This window comes from Flavobacterium sp. 38-13, from assembly GCF_001899155.1.
Lineage (GTDB): Bacteria > Bacteroidota > Bacteroidia > Flavobacteriales > Flavobacteriaceae > Flavobacterium > Flavobacterium lindanitolerans.
This window is the reverse complement of the sequence record NZ_MKVG01000019.1, coordinates 95,032-114,012: the sequence shown is the minus strand read 5'-3', so window position 1 is coordinate 114,012 and position 18,981 is coordinate 95,032. Positions and strand designations below refer to the sequence as shown.

General features: G+C 39.2%; 19 protein-coding genes. 7 read left to right on the top strand and 12 right to left on the bottom strand.

From position 1 onward, the window contains the following. Nucleotides 1–181: 181 nt before the first annotated feature. Together BGO88_RS13785 and BGO88_RS13780 are read right to left on the bottom strand one after the other, a co-directional pair. A complete protein-coding gene (locus BGO88_RS13785) occupies nucleotides 182–2,002 on the bottom strand; it encodes a chloride channel protein (RefSeq protein WP_286707247.1) in 1,821 nt (606 codons plus the stop codon). A 73-nt stretch (nucleotides 2,003–2,075) separates the two neighbouring features. After that, nucleotides 2,076–2,660, bottom strand: coding sequence for an acyl carrier protein phosphodiesterase (locus BGO88_RS13780; protein ID WP_101472166.1), 585 nt, complete (start codon nucleotides 2,658–2,660; stop codon nucleotides 2,076–2,078). Nucleotides 2,661–2,750: 90 nt separating this feature from the next. Here BGO88_RS13780 and glmM point away from each other — a divergent pair, with 90 nt between their 5' ends. Genes glmM through def form a run of 3 tightly spaced genes read left to right on the top strand, consistent with a single transcriptional unit; the run spans nucleotide 2,751 to nucleotide 5,201 of the window. Beyond that, a complete protein-coding gene (glmM, locus tag BGO88_RS13775) occupies nucleotides 2,751–4,139 on the top strand; it encodes a phosphoglucosamine mutase (protein ID WP_101472165.1) in 1,389 nt (462 codons plus the stop codon). A gap of 3 nt (nucleotides 4,140–4,142) precedes the next feature. Beyond that, a complete protein-coding gene (locus BGO88_RS13770) occupies nucleotides 4,143–4,535 on the top strand; it encodes a CCC motif membrane protein (RefSeq protein WP_101472164.1) in 393 nt (130 codons plus the stop codon). Between the two features lie 18 nt (nucleotides 4,536–4,553). Beyond that, nucleotides 4,554–5,201: a peptide deformylase gene (gene def, locus BGO88_RS13765; protein ID WP_343624218.1), complete on the top strand. Its 648-nt coding sequence runs from the start codon at nucleotides 4,554–4,556 to the stop codon at nucleotides 5,199–5,201. 7 nt (nucleotides 5,202–5,208) lie between these two features. Here def and fabF read toward each other — a convergent pair whose 3' ends face one another. Genes fabF through BGO88_RS13745 form a run of 4 tightly spaced genes read right to left on the bottom strand, consistent with a single transcriptional unit; the run spans nucleotide 5,209 to nucleotide 8,303 of the window. Further along, complete coding sequence (fabF, locus tag BGO88_RS13760) at nucleotides 5,209–6,459, bottom strand: beta-ketoacyl-ACP synthase II (protein WP_286707246.1); 1,251 nt, start codon at nucleotides 6,457–6,459, stop codon at nucleotides 5,209–5,211. Next, the gene (locus BGO88_RS13755; RefSeq protein WP_056066281.1) at nucleotides 6,456–6,890 is read right to left on the bottom strand and encodes a PaaI family thioesterase; all 435 of its coding nucleotides are present in this window, start codon (nucleotides 6,888–6,890) and stop codon (nucleotides 6,456–6,458) included. Before BGO88_RS13755 ends, fabF begins: the two co-directional genes overlap by 4 nt. Before the next feature lie 8 nt (nucleotides 6,891–6,898). After that, nucleotides 6,899–7,648: an SDR family oxidoreductase gene (locus BGO88_RS13750; protein ID WP_286707245.1), complete on the bottom strand. Its 750-nt coding sequence runs from the start codon at nucleotides 7,646–7,648 to the stop codon at nucleotides 6,899–6,901. A gap of 52 nt (nucleotides 7,649–7,700) precedes the next feature. After that, nucleotides 7,701–8,303, bottom strand: a complete 603-nt coding sequence (locus BGO88_RS13745; RefSeq protein WP_273238824.1) for a TetR/AcrR family transcriptional regulator — start codon at nucleotides 8,301–8,303, stop codon at nucleotides 7,701–7,703. 327 nt (nucleotides 8,304–8,630) lie between these two features. On the opposite strand from BGO88_RS13745, the gene BGO88_RS13740 reads away from it, so the two are divergent. The 3 genes from BGO88_RS13740 (at nucleotide 8,631) to BGO88_RS13730 (ending at nucleotide 11,357) form a co-directional block, all read left to right on the top strand. After that, nucleotides 8,631–9,479, top strand: a complete 849-nt coding sequence (locus BGO88_RS13740; protein WP_056066289.1) for an SDR family oxidoreductase — start codon at nucleotides 8,631–8,633, stop codon at nucleotides 9,477–9,479. 49 nt (nucleotides 9,480–9,528) lie between these two features. Continuing rightward, nucleotides 9,529–10,371 (top strand): SDR family NAD(P)-dependent oxidoreductase, encoded by an 843-nt coding sequence (locus BGO88_RS13735; RefSeq protein WP_286707244.1) that lies wholly within the window; start codon nucleotides 9,529–9,531, stop codon nucleotides 10,369–10,371. An 80-nt stretch (nucleotides 10,372–10,451) separates the two neighbouring features. Further along, on the top strand, nucleotides 10,452–11,357 hold the full coding sequence (locus BGO88_RS13730; RefSeq protein ID WP_056066295.1) for an AraC family transcriptional regulator: 906 nt from the start codon (nucleotides 10,452–10,454) through the stop codon (nucleotides 11,355–11,357). Nucleotides 11,358–11,453: 96 nt separating this feature from the next. Here BGO88_RS13730 and BGO88_RS13725 read toward each other — a convergent pair whose 3' ends face one another. Then, complete coding sequence (locus tag BGO88_RS13725) at nucleotides 11,454–11,906, bottom strand: response regulator (RefSeq protein WP_056066298.1); 453 nt, start codon at nucleotides 11,904–11,906, stop codon at nucleotides 11,454–11,456. A 236-nt stretch (nucleotides 11,907–12,142) separates the two neighbouring features. Between BGO88_RS13725 and BGO88_RS13720 the strand changes: the two genes are divergently transcribed. Continuing rightward, nucleotides 12,143–12,493: a hypothetical protein gene (locus tag BGO88_RS13720; protein ID WP_286707243.1), complete on the top strand. Its 351-nt coding sequence runs from the start codon at nucleotides 12,143–12,145 to the stop codon at nucleotides 12,491–12,493. Nucleotides 12,494–12,532: 39 nt separating this feature from the next. Here BGO88_RS13720 and BGO88_RS13715 read toward each other — a convergent pair whose 3' ends face one another. The 5 genes from BGO88_RS13715 to BGO88_RS13695 form a co-directional block, all read right to left on the bottom strand. After that, nucleotides 12,533–13,408, bottom strand: coding sequence for a pirin family protein (locus BGO88_RS13715; RefSeq protein WP_286707242.1), 876 nt, complete (start codon nucleotides 13,406–13,408; stop codon nucleotides 12,533–12,535). 5 nt (nucleotides 13,409–13,413) lie between these two features. Next, nucleotides 13,414–13,704: a GNAT family N-acetyltransferase gene (locus tag BGO88_RS13710; RefSeq protein WP_101472156.1), complete on the bottom strand. Its 291-nt coding sequence runs from the start codon at nucleotides 13,702–13,704 to the stop codon at nucleotides 13,414–13,416. Nucleotides 13,705–13,784: 80 nt separating this feature from the next. Further along, nucleotides 13,785–14,378, bottom strand: a complete 594-nt coding sequence (locus BGO88_RS13705) for a Crp/Fnr family transcriptional regulator (RefSeq protein ID WP_101472155.1) — start codon at nucleotides 14,376–14,378, stop codon at nucleotides 13,785–13,787. A gap of 225 nt (nucleotides 14,379–14,603) precedes the next feature. After that, nucleotides 14,604–15,698 (bottom strand): efflux RND transporter periplasmic adaptor subunit, encoded by a 1,095-nt coding sequence (locus BGO88_RS13700; RefSeq protein WP_286707241.1) that lies wholly within the window; start codon nucleotides 15,696–15,698, stop codon nucleotides 14,604–14,606. Next, nucleotides 15,688–18,972 carry an efflux RND transporter permease subunit gene (locus BGO88_RS13695; RefSeq protein WP_056066314.1) on the bottom strand — a complete coding sequence of 1,095 codons (3,285 nt, stop codon included), beginning with the start codon at nucleotides 18,970–18,972 and terminating at the stop codon, nucleotides 15,688–15,690. Before BGO88_RS13695 ends, BGO88_RS13700 begins: the two co-directional genes overlap by 11 nt. Nucleotides 18,973–18,981 lie beyond the last annotated feature (9 nt).

The following is an 18,981-nucleotide window of genomic DNA, read 5'->3' as shown; positions in this document are numbered from 1 at the left end:
GTTAAGTTTACATAAATAAAAAAGCCACTATCTCTAGTGGCTTTTTTTGGTATAAAGTTCCCGATAGTCAATTAAAATTTATTAAAAGCAAAATGGTCTCTAAAAAAGGATAAAGCTTTTAGTTTAAAGTTTTTGGATTATAGAAGAATGTATGTTTAGCGATTAAACCTTTCTCTGCGTTTTATTCGATGACCATTTCTTTTAATTTCTTTCTATAGGTTTCAAGCACATGAACTTTAGAAATGAATCCGAAATACTTACCGTTTTTAGTAACGGGAAGCTGTTCCAGATGGGCATTTTCAAATTTTTCCATGACGACTTCCATTCCATCTTCATAAGAAATCACATCCAAAGGTGGTTTCATGACTTCAGGAATGGTAGTGTATTTTAACCGGAAAGAATTGAAAACGATGGGTTTCAGGTCTTCAAAGTCAATAATTCCAATGAGTTCATTTTTGGCATTTACCACCGGAAAAACTTCCTGTCTGGAATTGGCAAGATATTCTACGAGGCTTTCCAGTTTGTCTTCCGGACTAACGGTTTTGTATTCTGAATTGATATGGCTTAAAATATCAATGTTAGAAAGAATATTTTTGTCTTTATCGCTCGTAAATACGTCGCCTTTGTCCGCCAGATGCTTGACATCCATTGAATGCGTTTCGAATCGTTTGGAAACGGCAAAACTTATAGACGATACAATCATTAAGGGTACCATCAGGTTATAGCCTCCGGTAATTTCACCAATAAGGAAGATAGCTGTTAGTGGCGCATGGAACAGGCCGCTCAATATTCCCGCCATTCCTACGATTGTAAAGTTTCCAACCGGAAGTTCTTTTCCAATTCCCAGAATGTTGAAAAACTTGGCTACGAAAAATCCTAAATAAGAACCTACAAAAAGGGAAGGAGCAAAGTTGCCTCCGTTACCGCCACTGCCTAAAGTAAGTCCTGTGGCATACACTTTCAATAACATCGTGATACCTACAAACAGCAGTAAAATCCATTCATTACTCTTGTATTCGTCAAGTAAGGTGTTTTCTAAAAGCATTTGCGGATTAGCATTAGATAAGGTCTTGATGCTTTCATAACCCTCACCAAAAAGTGTCGGGAAAAAGAAAATAAGTACCGCCAGTATGGAAGCACCAAACAATGCCTTTTTATAAGCGCCGTTTTTGATTTTCTTAAAAAAGCCTTCTATTTTTTGAAACTTTCGGGCATGGTAAACAGAAACCAATCCCGCCAGAATTCCCAAAAGGACATAAAAGGGAATGTTATGATAATCAAATGTCTGTTGCTGCTTGAAAGACAAAAGTACGTCTTCGTTTAAAACGATGGTTGAAACCAAAGCTCCTGTGGCTGCAGAAATCATAATCGGAATAAAAGCCGTAATGGCCACATCGGTCAATACGACCTCAATAGCAAATAATACTCCGGCAATAGGAGCGTTAAAGGCAGCCGCAATACCGGAAGCCACACCACAGGCAAGCAATAGAATCCTGTCTTTTTGCGAGAGTCTGTATTTTTGGGCAAAGTTAGAACCAAAAGCAGCTCCGGTAATTGTAATTGGTGACTCTAATCCTGCAGAACCACCCAAACCTACCGTTAAGGAACTGGTGATTATCTGCGCATACATTTGCTTTTTGGGCAGTATTCCGCCCTTTTTTGCAACAGCATACAATATTCTGGAACTTCCCTTTTCTAAACTTCCATCCAATACGTTTTTGACGACAAAAACCGTTAGCAGGATTCCTATGATGGGAAGGATACTATTGATGTAAGGCAGTTTTAAATAGCCGTTCACATAGGTGGCAAATACAAAAACGGAGTGCGCAAAACCTTTCAGCACAATTACGGCAAAAGCACAGGAAATCCCTACGATAACACAGGATAAATAAATAAAATGCCTTTCAGAAAGGAAATTCTTGAACAAAAAAAACAAGGTTTCGATTTGCCGGAAAATGTTTCTGAAAAATACTTTTATTTTAGGTGCTTTTTTGGCTGACATTTTTTCTTTTGGAAAAATTACGATTAAGAATCGCTAAAATAAGCCTTTTGTTAAAATTTTATTGATAAAAGTATTATAAAGTTTTAATTTTCTCGGCTACGAATTCCCGAAGTTCCTTAAAAAACAAAGTGAATTCCTGTTCAAATTCTTTGTAGAATTGTTCCAGTTCTTGCACAGATTCACCCATTTTTGAAGTGTTTTTTGTACGTCGGTCCATTTGTGATAAAATAGTTCCTATACCGTCAACAAACTGGTAATTCCAAAGCCAGTTGCCTCGTTCCATGTGCGGTAGCATGTTTTGGACTTTTGGAGTAAGCATATCAAAATTGTCTTCCAGAGACTGGTAAAAGTTTTGTACAAAAACATCCAGCTTTTCATCCGAATAGTCCTGCCAGTTTTTGGCTAAAAAATGGTCATAAAAAACATCGATAATTACTCCGGAATAGTGGCCATATCGTTCATGAAGCCGGTGCTTGCTGATTCTAAAAACGGCATGTGCATCTGTAAAAGTATCTATAGCACGATGCAGCAGGATTCCTTTTCGGATATCGTCCGGGAAATGCTCGTAATCTTTTCCACGTACGCCATCAGCCATGAAACCGCCTATTTTCATGAAGTCGTTATTGCCTGAGAGATAAATATGGGCTAGAAAATTCATTCGCCTAATTTAGGAATTTTATATTACTTAAATGGCAATTCATATATTTGCTAACAATTTAAATTCTGAAACAAAAAATCAAACCTTAATATGACTTTAATCAAATCAATATCAGGAATCCGAGGCACCATCGGAGGTAAAGTAGGAGATAACCTGACTCCGGTTGACGCTGTAAAATTTGCATCGGCTTATGGAACCTGGCTGAAGAATTACTCAAAGAAAGAAAAACTGACTGTAGTAATTGGCCGCGATGCCAGAATTTCCGGACCTATGATTCATAATCTGGTGGTGAATACGCTAATCGGATTGGGAATTGATGTTATTGATTTGGGATTATCAACAACGCCAACTGTTGAGGTAGCCGTTCCGTTGGAAAAAGCAGACGGAGGAATCATCCTGACCGCCAGCCACAATCCAAAGCAATGGAATGCGTTGAAATTATTAAACGAAAAAGGGGAATTCCTGAGCGGTGCCGAAGGTGCGAAGATTTTAGATATTGCCGAAAGGGAAGCATTTGATTTTTCGGATGTAGACAGCCTGGGGGAAATTATTCCAAATGACGCTTACATGGATATTCATATTGATGAGGTGCTAGAGCTTCCTTTGGTGGATGTTGAAGCCGTGAAAGAAGCCAAATTCAAAGTGGTGGTTGACGGCGTGAATTCTTCGGGAGGTATCATTGTGCCTAAATTACTGGAATTAATGGGGGTTGAGGTCGTTAAACTGTATTGTGAGCCCAACGGACATTTTCCGCACAATCCGGAACCTTTAAAAGAACACCTGACAGACATTTCACAATTAGTTGTAAGCGAAAAAGCCGATTTTGGAATTGTAGTTGACCCTGATGTTGACCGTTTGGCTTTTATTTCTGAAGATGGAGAAATGTTTGGGGAAGAATATACATTGGTTGCCGTTGCAGATTATGTTTTAAGCAAGACACCCGGTAATACGGTTTCCAACATGTCATCCTCACGTGCTTTGAGTGATGTGACCAATAATCACGGGGGAACATATGAAGCAAGTGCTGTTGGCGAAGTCAATGTAGTAGAGTTAATGAAGAAAAATAATGCGGTTATTGGAGGTGAAGGAAACGGAGGAATTATTTATCCGGAACTTCATTATGGTCGCGATTCTATCGTTGGAATTGCGTTGTTCCTGACGCATCTGGCAAATAAAAAGATGAAAGTTTCTGAGTTGAGAGCTTCTTATCCGGAATATTTCATGAGCAAGAACAAAATCGAACTGACACCACAGATTGATGTTGATGCTATTTTAACAGCTATGACTGATAAATACAAATCAGAAAATATTTCGACAATTGATGGGGTAAAAATCGATTTTCCTCAAAACTGGGTGCATTTAAGAAAATCAAATACAGAGCCTATCATCAGAATTTATACTGAAGCAAAAAGTCAGGCAGAAGCAGATGCTTTGGCCTTGAGAATTATAGAAGAAATTAAAGTAATAGCAGGAATCTAAGCAATGGAAGACCAATCACATGGGAATTTTGGGCCAGAATCGCACTGGCCGGAGTCGGGTAGACCCGAACCACCAAGACCGGAACCATTAAGGGCGGAACCGTACAGAAAACTTTATTACAGAAAACAGCTTCCTAATGCAGTGACCGTACTTATTTTAGGAATTATGTCAATAATAGCCGCATTTTGTTATGGCTTTTTCGGGATTGTGCTGGGAATCATTGCACTGGTGATTGCAAGAAATGATATGCAATTGCATCGGGAAAATCCGGGCGAATATGATGGTTATCCTAATTTAAGTGCTGGAAGGGTTTGCGCTATTATTGGATTGTCATTAGGTTCCCTTTTCTTTATAGGTTTGTTTTTTTTATTCTTTTTGTCAGCTATTGTTAATTAGAAAGTAAGTATATCTTTTATGATGGGAAAGAGAATCATGCTATTTGTGTTTTTGTTTCTGGGACTTGGAGTTTCAGCACAGCATTTTACGAAGTCGGAGAGAAGCCTGATTCAGTCCGGGGATACAAAAACAATGCTCAAGGTAATCCAGATTACTGATGAGAAGGAATTAAAAATACTCCAATCAGTTTCTACCGATATTGACCCTGATGACAAGCTACTTCCATTATTGGCAGAGAGAATGTTTCTGGCAATGCGCGACCCTGCAAATCCGGGAATAGGAATTGCAGCACCGCAGGTGGGAATTAACAGGAATGTAATCTGGGTGCAGCGTTTTGATAAAGAAGGCGAGCCTTTTGAGCTGTATCTGAACCCAAAAATAATATGGAGGTCGTCGATGTTGCGAAAAGGAATGGAAGGTTGCCTTTCCATTCCGGACATCAGTGGTAATGTTTATAGAAATTATAGCATCAAACTGACCTATCAGGATAAAACGGGAAAGAAACACGAAGAAGTCATTGAAGGTTTTACCGCAGTTATCTTCCAACACGAAACCGACCATCTTAACGGAATCCTTTTTACAGACAGAATGAAAGAACAGGAAAAACTTGAAGTTTCTCCTGTTGATGATGAAATGAATGACCTGTTTTTAGAAAAAAAGCCTTAACCGGCAGTTATTCATCCGTATATTTTTTGAAAACGGTACTGGCTGTATGGCCTCCAAAACCAAAAGTATTGTTTAGGGCATAATTCACTTTTTTGCGTACAGAATTGCCCAAAACAATATTCAGGTCGGTCATGGCTTCATCAATTTCTGTCGTATTGATTGTTGGAGGAATGATATCATTTTTTAGAGCTAAAACCGTGATAATGCTTTCAACGGCTCCGGCTGCTCCTAATAAATGCCCGGTCATTGATTTGGTGGCGCTAATAGCCACCGGATGATTTCCAAAAACTTCCCGAATGGCGGTCAGTTCACTGCTATCACCCTGAGGGGTTGAGGTAGCATGAGCATTAACATAATCTACTTCTTTGGCTGTTATTCCGGCTTCTTTTAAGGCTTTCTGCATGCCCAAAGCCGCACCAAATCCATTTTCAGGAGTTCCTGTCAGATGGTAGGCGTCTGCTGCCATACCACCACCAACTATTTCGGCATAGATGGTCGCACCTCTGGCTATGGCATAATCCAAATCTTCAAGAATAAGGGCTCCGGCACCTTCGCCAATTACAAATCCATCACGGTTTTTGTCAAATGGACGGGAAGCTTTTTCCGGTTCCTCATTTCTTTTTGATAATGCCTGTGATGCGTTAAAACCACCAACAGAAGCTGCTGTAATGGCTGCTTCAGAGCCGCCGGCAATCATGATTTTAGCTTTGCCCAAACGAATGGTGTCAAAAGCATTGATTAGTGCCGTATTGCTGGAGGCGCAAGCTGAAACAGTTGCATAATTAGGACCATGCAGTTTGTGCCGGATTGAAATCACCCCGGCTGCAATGTCTACAATCATTTTTGGAATAAAGAACGGATTGAAATGAGGTGTCCCGTCACCTGTAAAGAATTCTTTTAACTGCTCTTCAAAAGTGGAAATACCTCCGTTTCCGGATGCCCAAATAACGCCAATCTCTGAACGCTCTTTTTGAGACATGGATTCAAAGTCCAATCCGGAGTCTTTGATAGCCTGTTCCGAAGCCGCAACGGCATATTGCGTAAACAGGTCATATTTTCTGCTTTCTTTCCTGTCCATATATTCTTCCGGATTGAAGTTTTTTACTTCACATCCAAATTGCGTCTTGAATTTTGAGGTATCAAATTTGGTCAGTAATCCCGCGCCGCTTTTCCCGGCAACAATATTATCCCAGAATTCGTCAATAGAATTTCCTAATGGAGTGATGGCTCCTAAGCCTGTTATTACTACTCGTTTCATTTTATTTCTGTTTTTAGCAGGTTGGTATAGCCTTTAGCCAGCATTTTTGTCTTATCGCTATTCCAGATTTCGCACTGGGCATTTACAATAGTTTTTCCCTTTTTATTGATGGCGGTTGTGGCAATAATGATGTCGTTTTCTCTGCCGGAAGCGAAATAATCGATTACATTATTAATGGTGACATAGAAATTAGGTTCGCCATAAGAAATTAGTGTGGCGCCTATGGCATCATCAATTATAGCACCTATAACACCGCCATGAAGCGTTCCAAAAGGATTGGTCATTTCTTTTCTGACTGTATATTCAAAAGAAAGACTTCCTTCTGTGACGGCAATCATTTTTGGCTTTAGCCAATTCATAAATGGCGATGGCGATTGTGTGACTTCTTTGCCAATATGCTGTTTTAAAAAATTAAAGGCATCCTTATTCATAGTGTTCTTTAAGATTGGGAATTCATCGTCAGTAAAGCATCTTTAGGGGAAGTGAGTGACAATTCATAAATGTAAGATGTCTGCCCAACATGGATTTCATATTGGTTTTCCCCAATGGCACGCAATAAATCCCGGGCTACAACTTCAGGACTGATTCCGTTTTCACCACCTATTTCTTTTGAAAATTCAGTATTCACCAATGGTGGCATTATTTCATAAACCTGGGTTGCATAAGGGCTCCTGTCTAAAGCAATTCGTAAGGATTGGGTGTAGGAATGCAAGGCAGCCTTGCTGGCAGAATAAGTAATCAGGGTTTTGTTTGGAACCAAAGCTACAATCGATGAAACATTGACAATGGCTGCTTCTTCCTGGGAGTTGAGTAGGGGTAACAGTCTTTCTGTAAGTCTTACGATTGAAAGGTAGTTCGTATTGATTTCATCCGATGCCTTTGTGAATGCATCGGTACCCGAAACCAAAACATCGTAATAAGAAGCATTACCGGCATTATTTATGAGCACGTTCAGGCTTGAATATTGTTTTGTGATTGTTTGCACCAGTTTGTCAATATCTTCCTCACGGGTAATATCAGCAACTATAGCTGTCGTGTTTTTAAGCAAAGCTGCAGCTTTGTTTAATTTTTCCTCATTTCTTCCTGTAATAATGACCTGATTGTCATTTTCAGAGAATATTTTGGCGAATTCAAACCCAATTCCAGAGCCTCCGCCAGTTATTAAGATTGTGTTTTTGCTTGTTTTCATTTTAGTAATAATTTGTTTTATACCATTCGGTATATTTTTGATTAAAAAAAATTTATAAGTCGTTTATGATTTTGCGTAAGGAATGCATCAGAGACTTCAGGTAATTCGTTTTTCCGGTAAGTTTTGATATCATTACGGTTCCTTCAATAATAGAAAGCATTAGCAGGGCGGCTTCTTCAGGATTAGTTTCCGGTTTAAATTCTTTGCTGTCAATTCCTTTTTGAATAAGGCTGGCCAGATTCTCTTTCCAATTTAAGAGTGCTTTCTTAGCGGCCTCTTTGAGCATTGGATGGGTATCGTCTGCTTCAATTGCCGTATTCATTATAGGGCAACCGCCATCAATAAAATGCCCGTTAAAAACATGGTTGTACAGTTCAGGAAAAGTGAGTAGTTTGTCTTTATAGGTTTTCTTCCTGCTGATTTCCAATGCAAAAAAGTCCTGCATTTTCTTTTTGTTATACTCGAAAACTTCCAGGGCTACTTCGTCTTTATTTTTGAAATTTCCATAAATGCTGCCTTTGGTTAGGCCTGTTGCTTCTGTAATATCATTCATAGACGTACCGGCATAACCTTTAATATTAAAGATTGGTGCTGTTTTCTCTATAATATAGGAACGGGTTTTTTCTGCCTTGCCCATGATATGATAAAATTTCATGGCAAAGATAAATATACCGATTGGTATTATTTGTTAATTTTTGATTAAAGTTTTAATCGCTCATTGAAAGCGTTTAATAATCTAGCTTTTGCGTCTTGGCGACTTTGCGTGAAATTGTTGCTCGCAAAGTCGCCAAAGCGCAAAGTTTATTATGAGATCTTAAAGCGAGCCATTTACTTTTTACTTAGTACAATCCACCTGAAATTAAGAATTGTTTGAATTTTGCAATTTTTGCTTTGCTCTGCGCAATAACTGTGTTCCACTTTGCCAATAATTTTGCCTTATCAAATTCAAACAGAATCATTAATCTTTTTAAAAAACTAAATCATGGAAAATTCAAATCAGAAAGTTTGGTATATTACTGGAGCATCAAAAGGCCTGGGACTGGCTCTGGTGAAACAGTTACTAAATGAAGGTAAAAAAGTGGCGGCCACATCAAGAAGTATAGAAGAACTTAAAAAAGCTATAGGTGATGCGGATAATTTTCTGCCTTTGCAGGTAAATCTTCTTAGTGAAGAGAGTATCGAAAAAAGCATACAGGCAACTGTAGCCCAATTTGGTAGAGTTGATGTTATTGTTAATAATGCAGGTTACGGTCTTGCAGGAGCTTTGGAAGAGCTTACTGATGTTGAAGCAAGACAAAACTTTGATGTCAACGTTTTCGGTTCTTTAAATGTTATCCGAAAAGTATTGCCTTATTTGAGAAAGCAACAATCAGGACATATTTTTAATGTTTCTTCTATTGGAGGATTCACAGGAGCTTTTCCCGGCTTTGGAATCTATTGTGCAACCAAGTTCGCTGTTCAGGGATTTACAGAGTCGTTGGCAGAAGAAGTAAAACCTTTCGGAATAAAAGCAACTATTGTTTCTCCGGGTTATTTTAGGACAGATTTCCTGAAAGATTCCTCATTGAGTGTTCCTAAAAATCAACTCCAGGAATACAAAACGGTTAGAGATGTCCAATCTGCACATGAAAACGAAATCAATGGCAATCAGCCTGGTGACCCGCATAAAGCAGCCTTAGCTTTTATCAGAACAGCCGAAATGCAAAATCCTCCGGTGCATTTGTTTTTAGGACAGGATGCTTATGCAATGGCAGAAGTCAAAATACAATCAGTAAAAGAAAATATGGAAGCAGTTCGGGAGTATGCCGCAGCTACCGGATTCGACAACTAAATTCTTTTACGACGCAAGCCTTATTTATTATTAATTAAACGAAAAAAATATGAAAACAGATAAAATCTGGTATGTAACAGGAGCTTCAAAAGGACTGGGACTTACCTTAGTAAAAAAATTACTTGCAACAGGTTATAAAGTTGCCGCAACATCAAGAAATGCTGCTACTTTGAGTGAAGCTGTTGGTGCAGGAAATTCAGAAAATTTCTTACCTTTGGAAGTAGATTTGGTAGATGAACAATCTGTAGCTGAATCTATTAGGAGAACACAGGAAGTTTATGGAAAGATTGATGTGATTGTGAACAATGCCGGTTACGGCATAGGAGGTACTATTGAAGAATTGTCGCAGGAAGAAATTTCGGAGGCTTTTAATATCAACGTTTTCGGAACCATCAATGTCATCAAATATGCCATGCCTTATCTAAGAGCACAACGTTCCGGATATATTATCAATATTTCTTCTATAGCCGGATTTGCACCTGCCACGGGATGGTCTATTTATGCGGCGGCCAAACACGCTATCATTGGTTTGTCAGAATCATTGGCAGATGATGTAAGACAACTTGGTACCAAAGTTACGGCTATCGCCCCGGGAGCTTTCCGAACGCAGTTTTTGACAAAAGAATCGCTGGTGTTCGCTGAGAATTCAATAGAAGATTATGAAGAGGTTCATGCATCACACGATAAGTTCCATAAAATGAATGGCAATCAGCTAGGCGACCCTGAAAAAGCAGCAGAAGTGATGATTCATCTGGCTGAAAGCGATAATCCTCCTGTAAGATTATATCTTGGAAGTGATGCTTACAGAAGAGCGTCAGCAAAATTAGGAACGCTAACACAAATGTTAGAAGATTGGAAAGATACCACACTTTCAACCGACTTTCAGGAATGATAGCCGTATTTGAATTTTACAATTGAAACTTACAATATACAACCAGCCTGTAAAAAGGCTGGTTCCTAAAAAATAAAATTATGCCGAAGACCGAAACGATAGAAGATTTTTATAAACAAAAGCTCAATTACCTACCTGAGGATTTACAGCAAGGGTTGGGGTACTTTAATGTTATCAGAGCTGAAGACTGTTATAAAAATGATGTATATGTCCCGATAAGTTATACAAGAAGAGATTTTTATAAAATTAGCCTGGCAAGAGGAAAAAATGTTTTCCATTATGCCGATAAAAGCCTTGAAGTTAACGGTTCCGCACTTATTTTTTTCAATCCGCAGGTGCCTTATACTGTTGAATCGTTGTCTGACGACCGTTCAGGCTTTTTCTGTATTTTTAAAGAAGCCTTTTTTACGGAGTCATTACGAAACAGCATTTCCAGTCTGCCCATGTTCAAAATAGGAGGCAAGCCGGCTTATATTCTTAATGAAGAGCAGGACAAACAAATTAGTGATATTTTCCAGAGGATGATTAACGAAATCAATTCGGATTATGTCTATAAATATGATTTGATTCGCAATTATGTTACGGAAATGATTCATAGTGCGATGAAAATTGAGCCGTCTGAAAAACTATACCAACATCCGGATGCAAATTCCAGAATAACTTCGGTTTTTACGGAATTGCTGGAAAGGCAGTTTCCTATAGAATCGCCATCGCAACGGTTTACGCTTCGTTCCGCTAAAGATTTTGCCGAAAAACTCTACGTTCATGTGAATCACCTGAACCGTGCCATTAAGATGACTACCGGAAAAACCACAACCGATTTGATTTCACAGCGATTGGTTAATGAAGCGCAAGCCTTGCTAAAGCATACAGACTGGAACATTTCGGAAATCAGTTATTGTCTGGGTTTTGAAGAACCGGCTCATTTTAATAATTTTTTCAAGAAACAGATGCAGGTGGCACCTTCTGTTTATCGTTCTGCATAAAACAAACAATTTCTCTATTTATAAAAAAAGCCGGCTTGTTTTAAAGCCGGCTTTTCCATTATTTTAAAATGTTTGAATTTTATTCCTTTGCAAATACTAAACAGAAATCAGGAAAGTTTCTCTGTTCATGTCTGACGTATGGTATTGCCAGTAGGTTTTGAAAATATGCTGGAGTATTTTTTTCATGGCAGCATAATCGCTTGGCTTTTTTATATAAACATTAGCCCCTAATGTAAAGGTGTCTTCCTGGTCCTGGTCAGAAGATGAGGTGGAATAAATGGCAATTGCGGTGTCAGAATATTTTTCGTCGGCACGTATTTGTCTCAAACAGTCTACTCCTGACATAAAAGGCATATTGAGGTCTAAAAAGATGATGTCGGGATTATGGATTTCATTGTCGTTCAGGTAGTCCATAAGTTCTTTTCCGTTAGAGAAAAAAATAAGATTGTAATTCTCATTGATTTCGCTAACTGCCTCTTTAAATAATTCACATTCATCCCTGTCATCATCAGCCAATACAATGTTAATCTTTTCTTCGAATAGTCTCATACTTAATACTAAATTTTTGATTTAAAATTAATTACAAGCAAGATTCAAATTAGTTTGTTTACCAAAGATAGAAAATGTAATTCTAAATGAATGGGTTTGGCTATACTTTAACGTAATGAAATCTGTAAATCATAGCGACAATTGTATAATGGTTTTTTGGCAGAAATAGCCGAAATTTATAAAAGCTGAAAATAAATTTAAAAAAGATTACAATGGTCGCAATGTGCCAATTTAAGATGCCGGAGAGATTAAAAATTGCAGGTAAAAACCTTGATGATGAGACAACGAGAGACATCATTGAGAGGATAATAGACTGCCTTAAATCGGGGAAAGCCGAATTGTATAAGGTGGAATCGTTCTGCGATATTGAAAGCCAGTCAGATACTCCGGACAATATAAAAGAAGAACCGGCCACCTTTTTTGAGGTTATTCTTATTCTGGATGAACACCAGGTACAGGATTATAAGATTTATGATGCCCTGATAATTGATAAGGCCATTCAATGCCTTGAGGAGGACGAAAACTATATTTCACGCTATTGGATTAATGGGAATCAGGAATATATAGGAATTGAGACGGAATTTTAAGCAAAAATAAAGCCCGAACAACTAAGTTCGGGCTTCTTTTTATTCAAGATATCCAAAACGGCCGATATTAAAATCATTAAAGGCCTGAATTATTTCCTGTTGTGTGTTCATTACAAACGGACCATGTGCGGCTATAGGTTCATTAATTGGTTCTCCGCCCAAAACCAATACTACAGCATTTTCTAATGCTTCAATCATAAATTCTTCGCCTTCATTGGCAAATAATACAAAATGATCTGTAGCGACTTTATCTTCACCATTGACTTTGATGCTTCCTTCCAATACAAGCAATGCCGTATTATAGGAAGCCGGAAAATCAAATGAAGCGGAGGCTCCTTTATTCAGTTTAGCATTCAACAGATTTACGGGAGTAAATGTAGAGGCAGTTCCGGAAGTACCGTTATAGGTTCCTGCAATTACTTCTACTAGCCCTTCGTCATTTGGCAACCGGAATTTGTTAATAGCATCGTTTGTGATTCCCTGATATTTTGGAGCCGACATTTTATCTTTTGCCGGTAAGTTTACCCAAAGCTGTACCATTTGGAACTCCCCGCCTTCTTTACTGAATTGCTCTTCATGATATTCTTTGTGAAGAATTCCCGATGCCGCGGTCATCCATTGCACGTCACCTTCGCCAATAACACCGCTGTTGCCGGCACTGTCATGATGCGCTACTTTTCCTTTATAGGCAATAGTTACGGTTTCAAACCCTCTGTGCGGATGTACGCCAACGCCTCTTAATTCCTGCGTAGGAGGAAAGTAAAATTTAGAATTATAGTCCATCATAATAAAAGGACTCATGCGTTGCATACTCAAACCATATGCAGACGGAATAAAATTATGTACTCTAAAACCATCCCCAACCATATGCGGAGCTGGTGGTGCAATTATACGTTCTATTTTTTTTGTTGTCATGATACTCAATGTTTAGTGTGAAAAAGTGAATTTTCCTGATATTCAGGATGCCTGTCGATATAAGCATTAATAAACGGACAATAAGGTTTTACTTTCAGTCCGTTATTCTTTGCATAGTCGAGGACATATTTTGCTAGGGCAGAAGCTATTCCTTTACCTTCCAGTTCAGCAGGAACAATAGTGTGCATATAGGCAATGCCTCCATCAAATAGTTCGTATTTTACATAGGCCGTCTTTCCATCCAAACTGATTTCGAATCGTTTACGGCTTTCATTATGTGTGATTGTATAGTCCATGATTGTATGTTTTTTATTACTGTAAAGGTAGACAGTATCAAAATCATGGCTCTTAACCTAGGTTAAGAAATGGATAACGGCTAATCTCTGTTGAAGTTTTTATTTGCCAGTTCTTTTCTGACGCGGCTTAAACCTTCCGGAGTAATACCCAGGTAGGAGGCAATGAGCAGTTGTGGAACCCTGAGTGATAAATCACGATAGGTTTCAATGAATTTCAAATATCTTTTTTCTGCCGATGCACTTAAAAGATAATTGATTCTTTTTTCCATATGCCTGATATTGTTATGGAGTGCAAGCGTATTGACTTTTGTAAAATTTTCAAACTTTTTTGCAGCAATGTCGAAAAATTCTTTTTGTACATAAACCGCTTCGGTGTTTTCCAAAGCATCGATATACATTTCTGAAGGTTCGTGAAAATAAAAACTGCTTCTGTCTGCAATAATCCAGTTTTCCGGAGCAAATTGGATGGTGTGCTCTTTGCCGGATTCATCCAAAGTATAGGAGCGAAGAATGCCTTTGCAAACAAAATAGGCCTTGTCGCAGATTTCGCCTTCCTGTAATAGTAACTGCCCTTTTGCTATATTGACAGGATGGACAAGATGCTCCACTTCTTCATATTGACTTTCAGTGGCGCATTGGGTATCAATAATGTATTTTTTAAAGAGGTCGGTCATGCTTTGGGATAGAACAATTACGAATTTAAGAAATAAAAGCGATTATTTAGGATAAGCTTTTGTAATAAATCTCGATAAGTTTATTTTAGCGCCTTTGCGTCTTTGTGTGAAAATAATTGCTCGCAAATGCGCTAAGACGATAAGGTTTTGTGATACTAAAATTATAAAAAAGGCTCCCGAAAATGATTCCGGAAGCCAAAGGGTTATTTAGAAGGGGAGGAAATTTTATTTTACAGGAGTTCCGTCTTTTATTTCTTCCGAAGCCAGTTTGACCAGTTGTGCGTTTTCGGGAATATCTCCGAAAATTTCCACACGGTCTTCTACTTCGCGGCCTTTTTGAACCTGTTTTCTGACGGTTTTATTATCTACAACTTCCAAAACAAATGTTCCTTCGCTTGAGGTAACCAATGCAGTTTTAGGAATAACATAATTGCTGTCCTGAGCTTTTAGTGGCAGTAATACTTCAGCTACCATGCCCGGTAAAAGTTTTTTAGTAGTATTGATAACATCCATTTCAACACGTTCTGAACGCAGTCGGCTATCCAAAGCTCCTGACATACGGGATACTTTTGCTTTAAAAGTTTGTCCCGGCATTGATTTGACGCTGAAACTAATCTCATCTCCGTTTTTCAAATAGCCTGTATACATTTCAGGAACATATACTGAAAGGCGAAGTTTGCTTTGTTCCTGTAATGTAAACAAAGGCAGTTCTGAGCCTTTTCCGGCCGGGCCAACATAAGCGCCAAGATTGACATTACGGGCAGCAACGACTCCATCAAATGGTGCACGAATTTGCAGATAACCCTGAATGTTCTGGATTTCTTTATAAGACGCTTTGGCTGCCTGTAGCTGTGCATAATCCGAATTTTTTCTGGCTTCGGACTGCTCCAGGTCATTTTTGGAAATAGTTCCTTCTACCTTACTGGTTTCCAGAATTCTTTTATAGGTGCTGTTGCTTGCCATATAGACCGCTTCCTGAGAGCGGAGTCTTGATTCTGAAGCGGCAAGTTGGGAACTGATTTCCGGTGCTTCCAAAACCATTAAAAGCTGTCCTTTTTTTACCTGGCTTCCAATATCTACTTTCAGTTCTTTTACAAAGCTGCTTACTTTAGCATAAATATCAACCTGCTGGAAACCTGTGAGTTCTGCGGGAATCCGTAGTTCTGTAGATAATTTTTCTTTGCTGATTTGAAAAGTTTCAATAGCAGCAGGTACTGTTTCTTCAACAGGTGCGGCTTCAGCCTTTTCTGACGGGCCACAGCTGTTTAAAACAGCCAGAAGCAATAATAGGGCCGATGTTCTGTATAAATTATTTTTCATTTTGTGGGTGTAATGATGATATATAATGTTTACTTTCTTTGTCTTCCGGGTCCAGTGATACGGATTGTGTTGAGGTTTTACCTTGTACCCATGCAAAAATCAGAGGTAAGATAATCAGCACCGTAAAAGTAGAGAATAATAAGCCTCCAATAACGGCTCTTCCCAAAGGCGAAACCTGGTCACCTCCTTCACCATGGCCTATGGCCATTGGCAACATTCCCGCAATCATGGCAACGCTGGTCATCAGGATAGGGCGAAGTCTTAAAGAAGCCGCTTCTCTGGCAGATAGGAGCGCGTCACCGTTATGTTTCCGAAGTTGTTCTGCATTTGTGACCAAAAGTACGGCATTGGCAATGGATACTCCAACAGACATGATGATTCCCATATAGGATTGAAGGTTTAACGTTGAGCCGGTGATTAACAAAAGCAATAACGAACCAAGAACTACCGCAGGAACTGTTGTCAGGATGACTAACGAAATACGGAACGATTGGAAATTGGCTGAAAGCATCAGGAAGATAACAACAACGGCAACCAATAATCCGCCTTGCAGGCTGCTCATGGTTTCTCCCAATACTTTGCTTAATCCGATAGGTTCGATAAACAGACCTCTAGGCAGTTCTCCTAAAGAAGCAATAGTTTTCTGTACGTCTTTTGAAGCCGTTCCCAAATCGGTTTGGTGAATATTTCCGGTTACAGAAATATAGGGCATGGCACCTAGATTGTCATTTTCTCCATAGGTGAAAGAAGGCGTGATTGTAGCCACATCGCTCAAGACAGGCCTTGTTGAATTTTTAAGCAAAGGAATTTCGCCCATATCATGAACGCTTTTCATCTTGTTTAAAGGAACCTGTACCTGTACATTATAAGACAGTCCGGCTTTTTCATCAATCCAGGTATTTTTTTCGGTATATCGGGAAGATGAAGTCGAAGCGATTAAGGAACGCGATATTTCGTTCATATCAACGCCAACCTGCGCGGCACGTGTCCTGTCGATATTAATATCCAATGACGGATATTTGATAGGTTGCGCAATCTGAACGTCTCTGAAATAGCTGATTTTATTTAGCTTGGCAATAATCTTATTGGCATATTCTTCGTTCAGCTTTTTATTTTTTCCCGCAATACGGATTTCAATAGGAGTAGGAGAACCCTGGCTCAATACCTTATCTGTGAGTTCGATTGGTTCAAAAGAAATCTTCACGTCTGGCAGAATTTTCTTAATCCTTTCGCGGAATTGGTCTTTAAATTCATCCATATCGGCATGATAATCTTTCAATCCAATCTGGAAAACGGCTTCATGCGGTCCGGCTGTAAACATATAGATTGGCGATACGGAAAAGAGGGAAGGGTGTTGCCCAACATAAACCGAAGAGATGGAAACATGTTCTTTGCCTACCATATTTTCAAGTTCTTTTAAAGCTTTTAAGGCTTTTTCTTCCGTACGCTCCAAACGGGTTCCGTCGGCAGCACGAAGTCGCATCTGGAACTGACTTGAATTGACTTTAGGAAATACGTCCTGTCCAATTACATTAAGGAGCAGTATTGCCAATCCTGTGATACCTAACAAATAGAAAAGCGCAACCGGTTTTCGAAGCGGGAACAGGCGTTCCAGCATTCGCATAAACCGATTTCTGAATCGTTCAAAACGACTGATTTTTCCATCATTATTAAAATCCTTCCTTTCAACTAATATTTTCTTTTGGTTGAATGTGTCATCTTCTGATTCCGGCGTAAGTCCTGAAGCAATAAATTCAGCTTCATCATCTGTCATTTCCGGACCATGTTTTTGTTTAGGATGGCTTTTCATCAGCCAGTTTGCCATAACCGGAACAAACGTCTGCGATAGCAGGAAGGAAATAATCATGGAGAAACCAATTGCTAAAGCCAACGGCAAGAACAAGGCTCCGGGTATTCCTTTCATGGTAAATGCAGGGGCAAAAACAGCAAGAATACAGAGAAGAATCAGCAGTTTTGGCAATGCAATTTCCTTACAGGCATCCCAAATGGCGAGTGCCTTGGGTTTTCCCATGTCGAGATGCTGGTGTATGTTTTCAATAGTCACCGTACTTTCGTCAACCAGAATTCCAATAGCCAATGCCAATCCGCTGAGGGACATCAGGTTGATGGTTTGTCCGAATAATTTTAAGAACAATACACCTGAAATGATAGAGATAGGAATGGTAAGGATTACGATAATAGCGGCTCTACGGTCACCTAAAAATAAAAGTACCATCAATCCAGTCAGTACCGCACCAATAATACCTTCGGTAATCAAACTTTTTACGGAATTGATTACGTAAACAGACTGGTCAAATTCGTAGGATAATTTTACATCTTCCGGAAGCGTGCTTTGTATTTTTGGCAAATCTGCCTTTAGCTTTTGTACTACATCCCAGGTAGAAGCATCTCCGGCTTTTGCAATACTCACATAAACGGAGCGTTTTCCGTTAACCAAAGCATATCCGGCAGTAATATCGGCACCGTCTTTTACGGTAGCTACATCGCCAAGATACAGGTTTTGAATACCGCCTTTGAATAATGGAATCTTTTCAAAATCCTTAATTTCCTTGATAGTATTGTTTGTTGGCGTGATATAGTTCTGGTCGCCAATCCTTACGTTTCCGGAAGGAGCCGTTTGGTTGTTGATACGGATAGCATCTACAATCTGATCAGGGGTAAGATTATGTGAACGCAATAAATCCGGGTCAACGTTTATTTCAATAGTTCGCGGGCTTCCTCCAAATGGTGGCGGTGACAGCAATCCGGGAATTGAAGTAAAGGAAGCACGGACATACACGTTAGCCAAATCCTGTAATTCATTGTTTGAACGCGTTTTACTGCTCAATACCAACTGACCAACAGGAAGGGAAGAAGCATCAAAGCGGATAATAAACGGCGGTTGTGAACCCGGAGGGAAAGCGGCCTGAATCCTGTTGGAAAGCGCACTTAATTCGGCAGCGGCCTGTGCCATGTTGGTATCCTCATAATAGGTCACTTTCATCAATGTCAATCCCTGAATGTTTTTGGTTTCAATCGACTTGACACCATTGGCAAAAAGCATAACGTTGACATAGTTTTTTGCAAAATAGGATTCCATCTGGTTTGGAGTATAACCTCCAAAAGGGTGAGCCAGATAAATTACCGGAAGGTTCATTTTTGGCAGAATATCTACTTTGACGTCACGAACGGCCCCAATTCCGAAAAAGAAAAGCCCGGCCACTAGTACCAATATGGAGATAGGTTTGCGAAGTGCAAAACGTATTAAATTCATCTGTGGTAA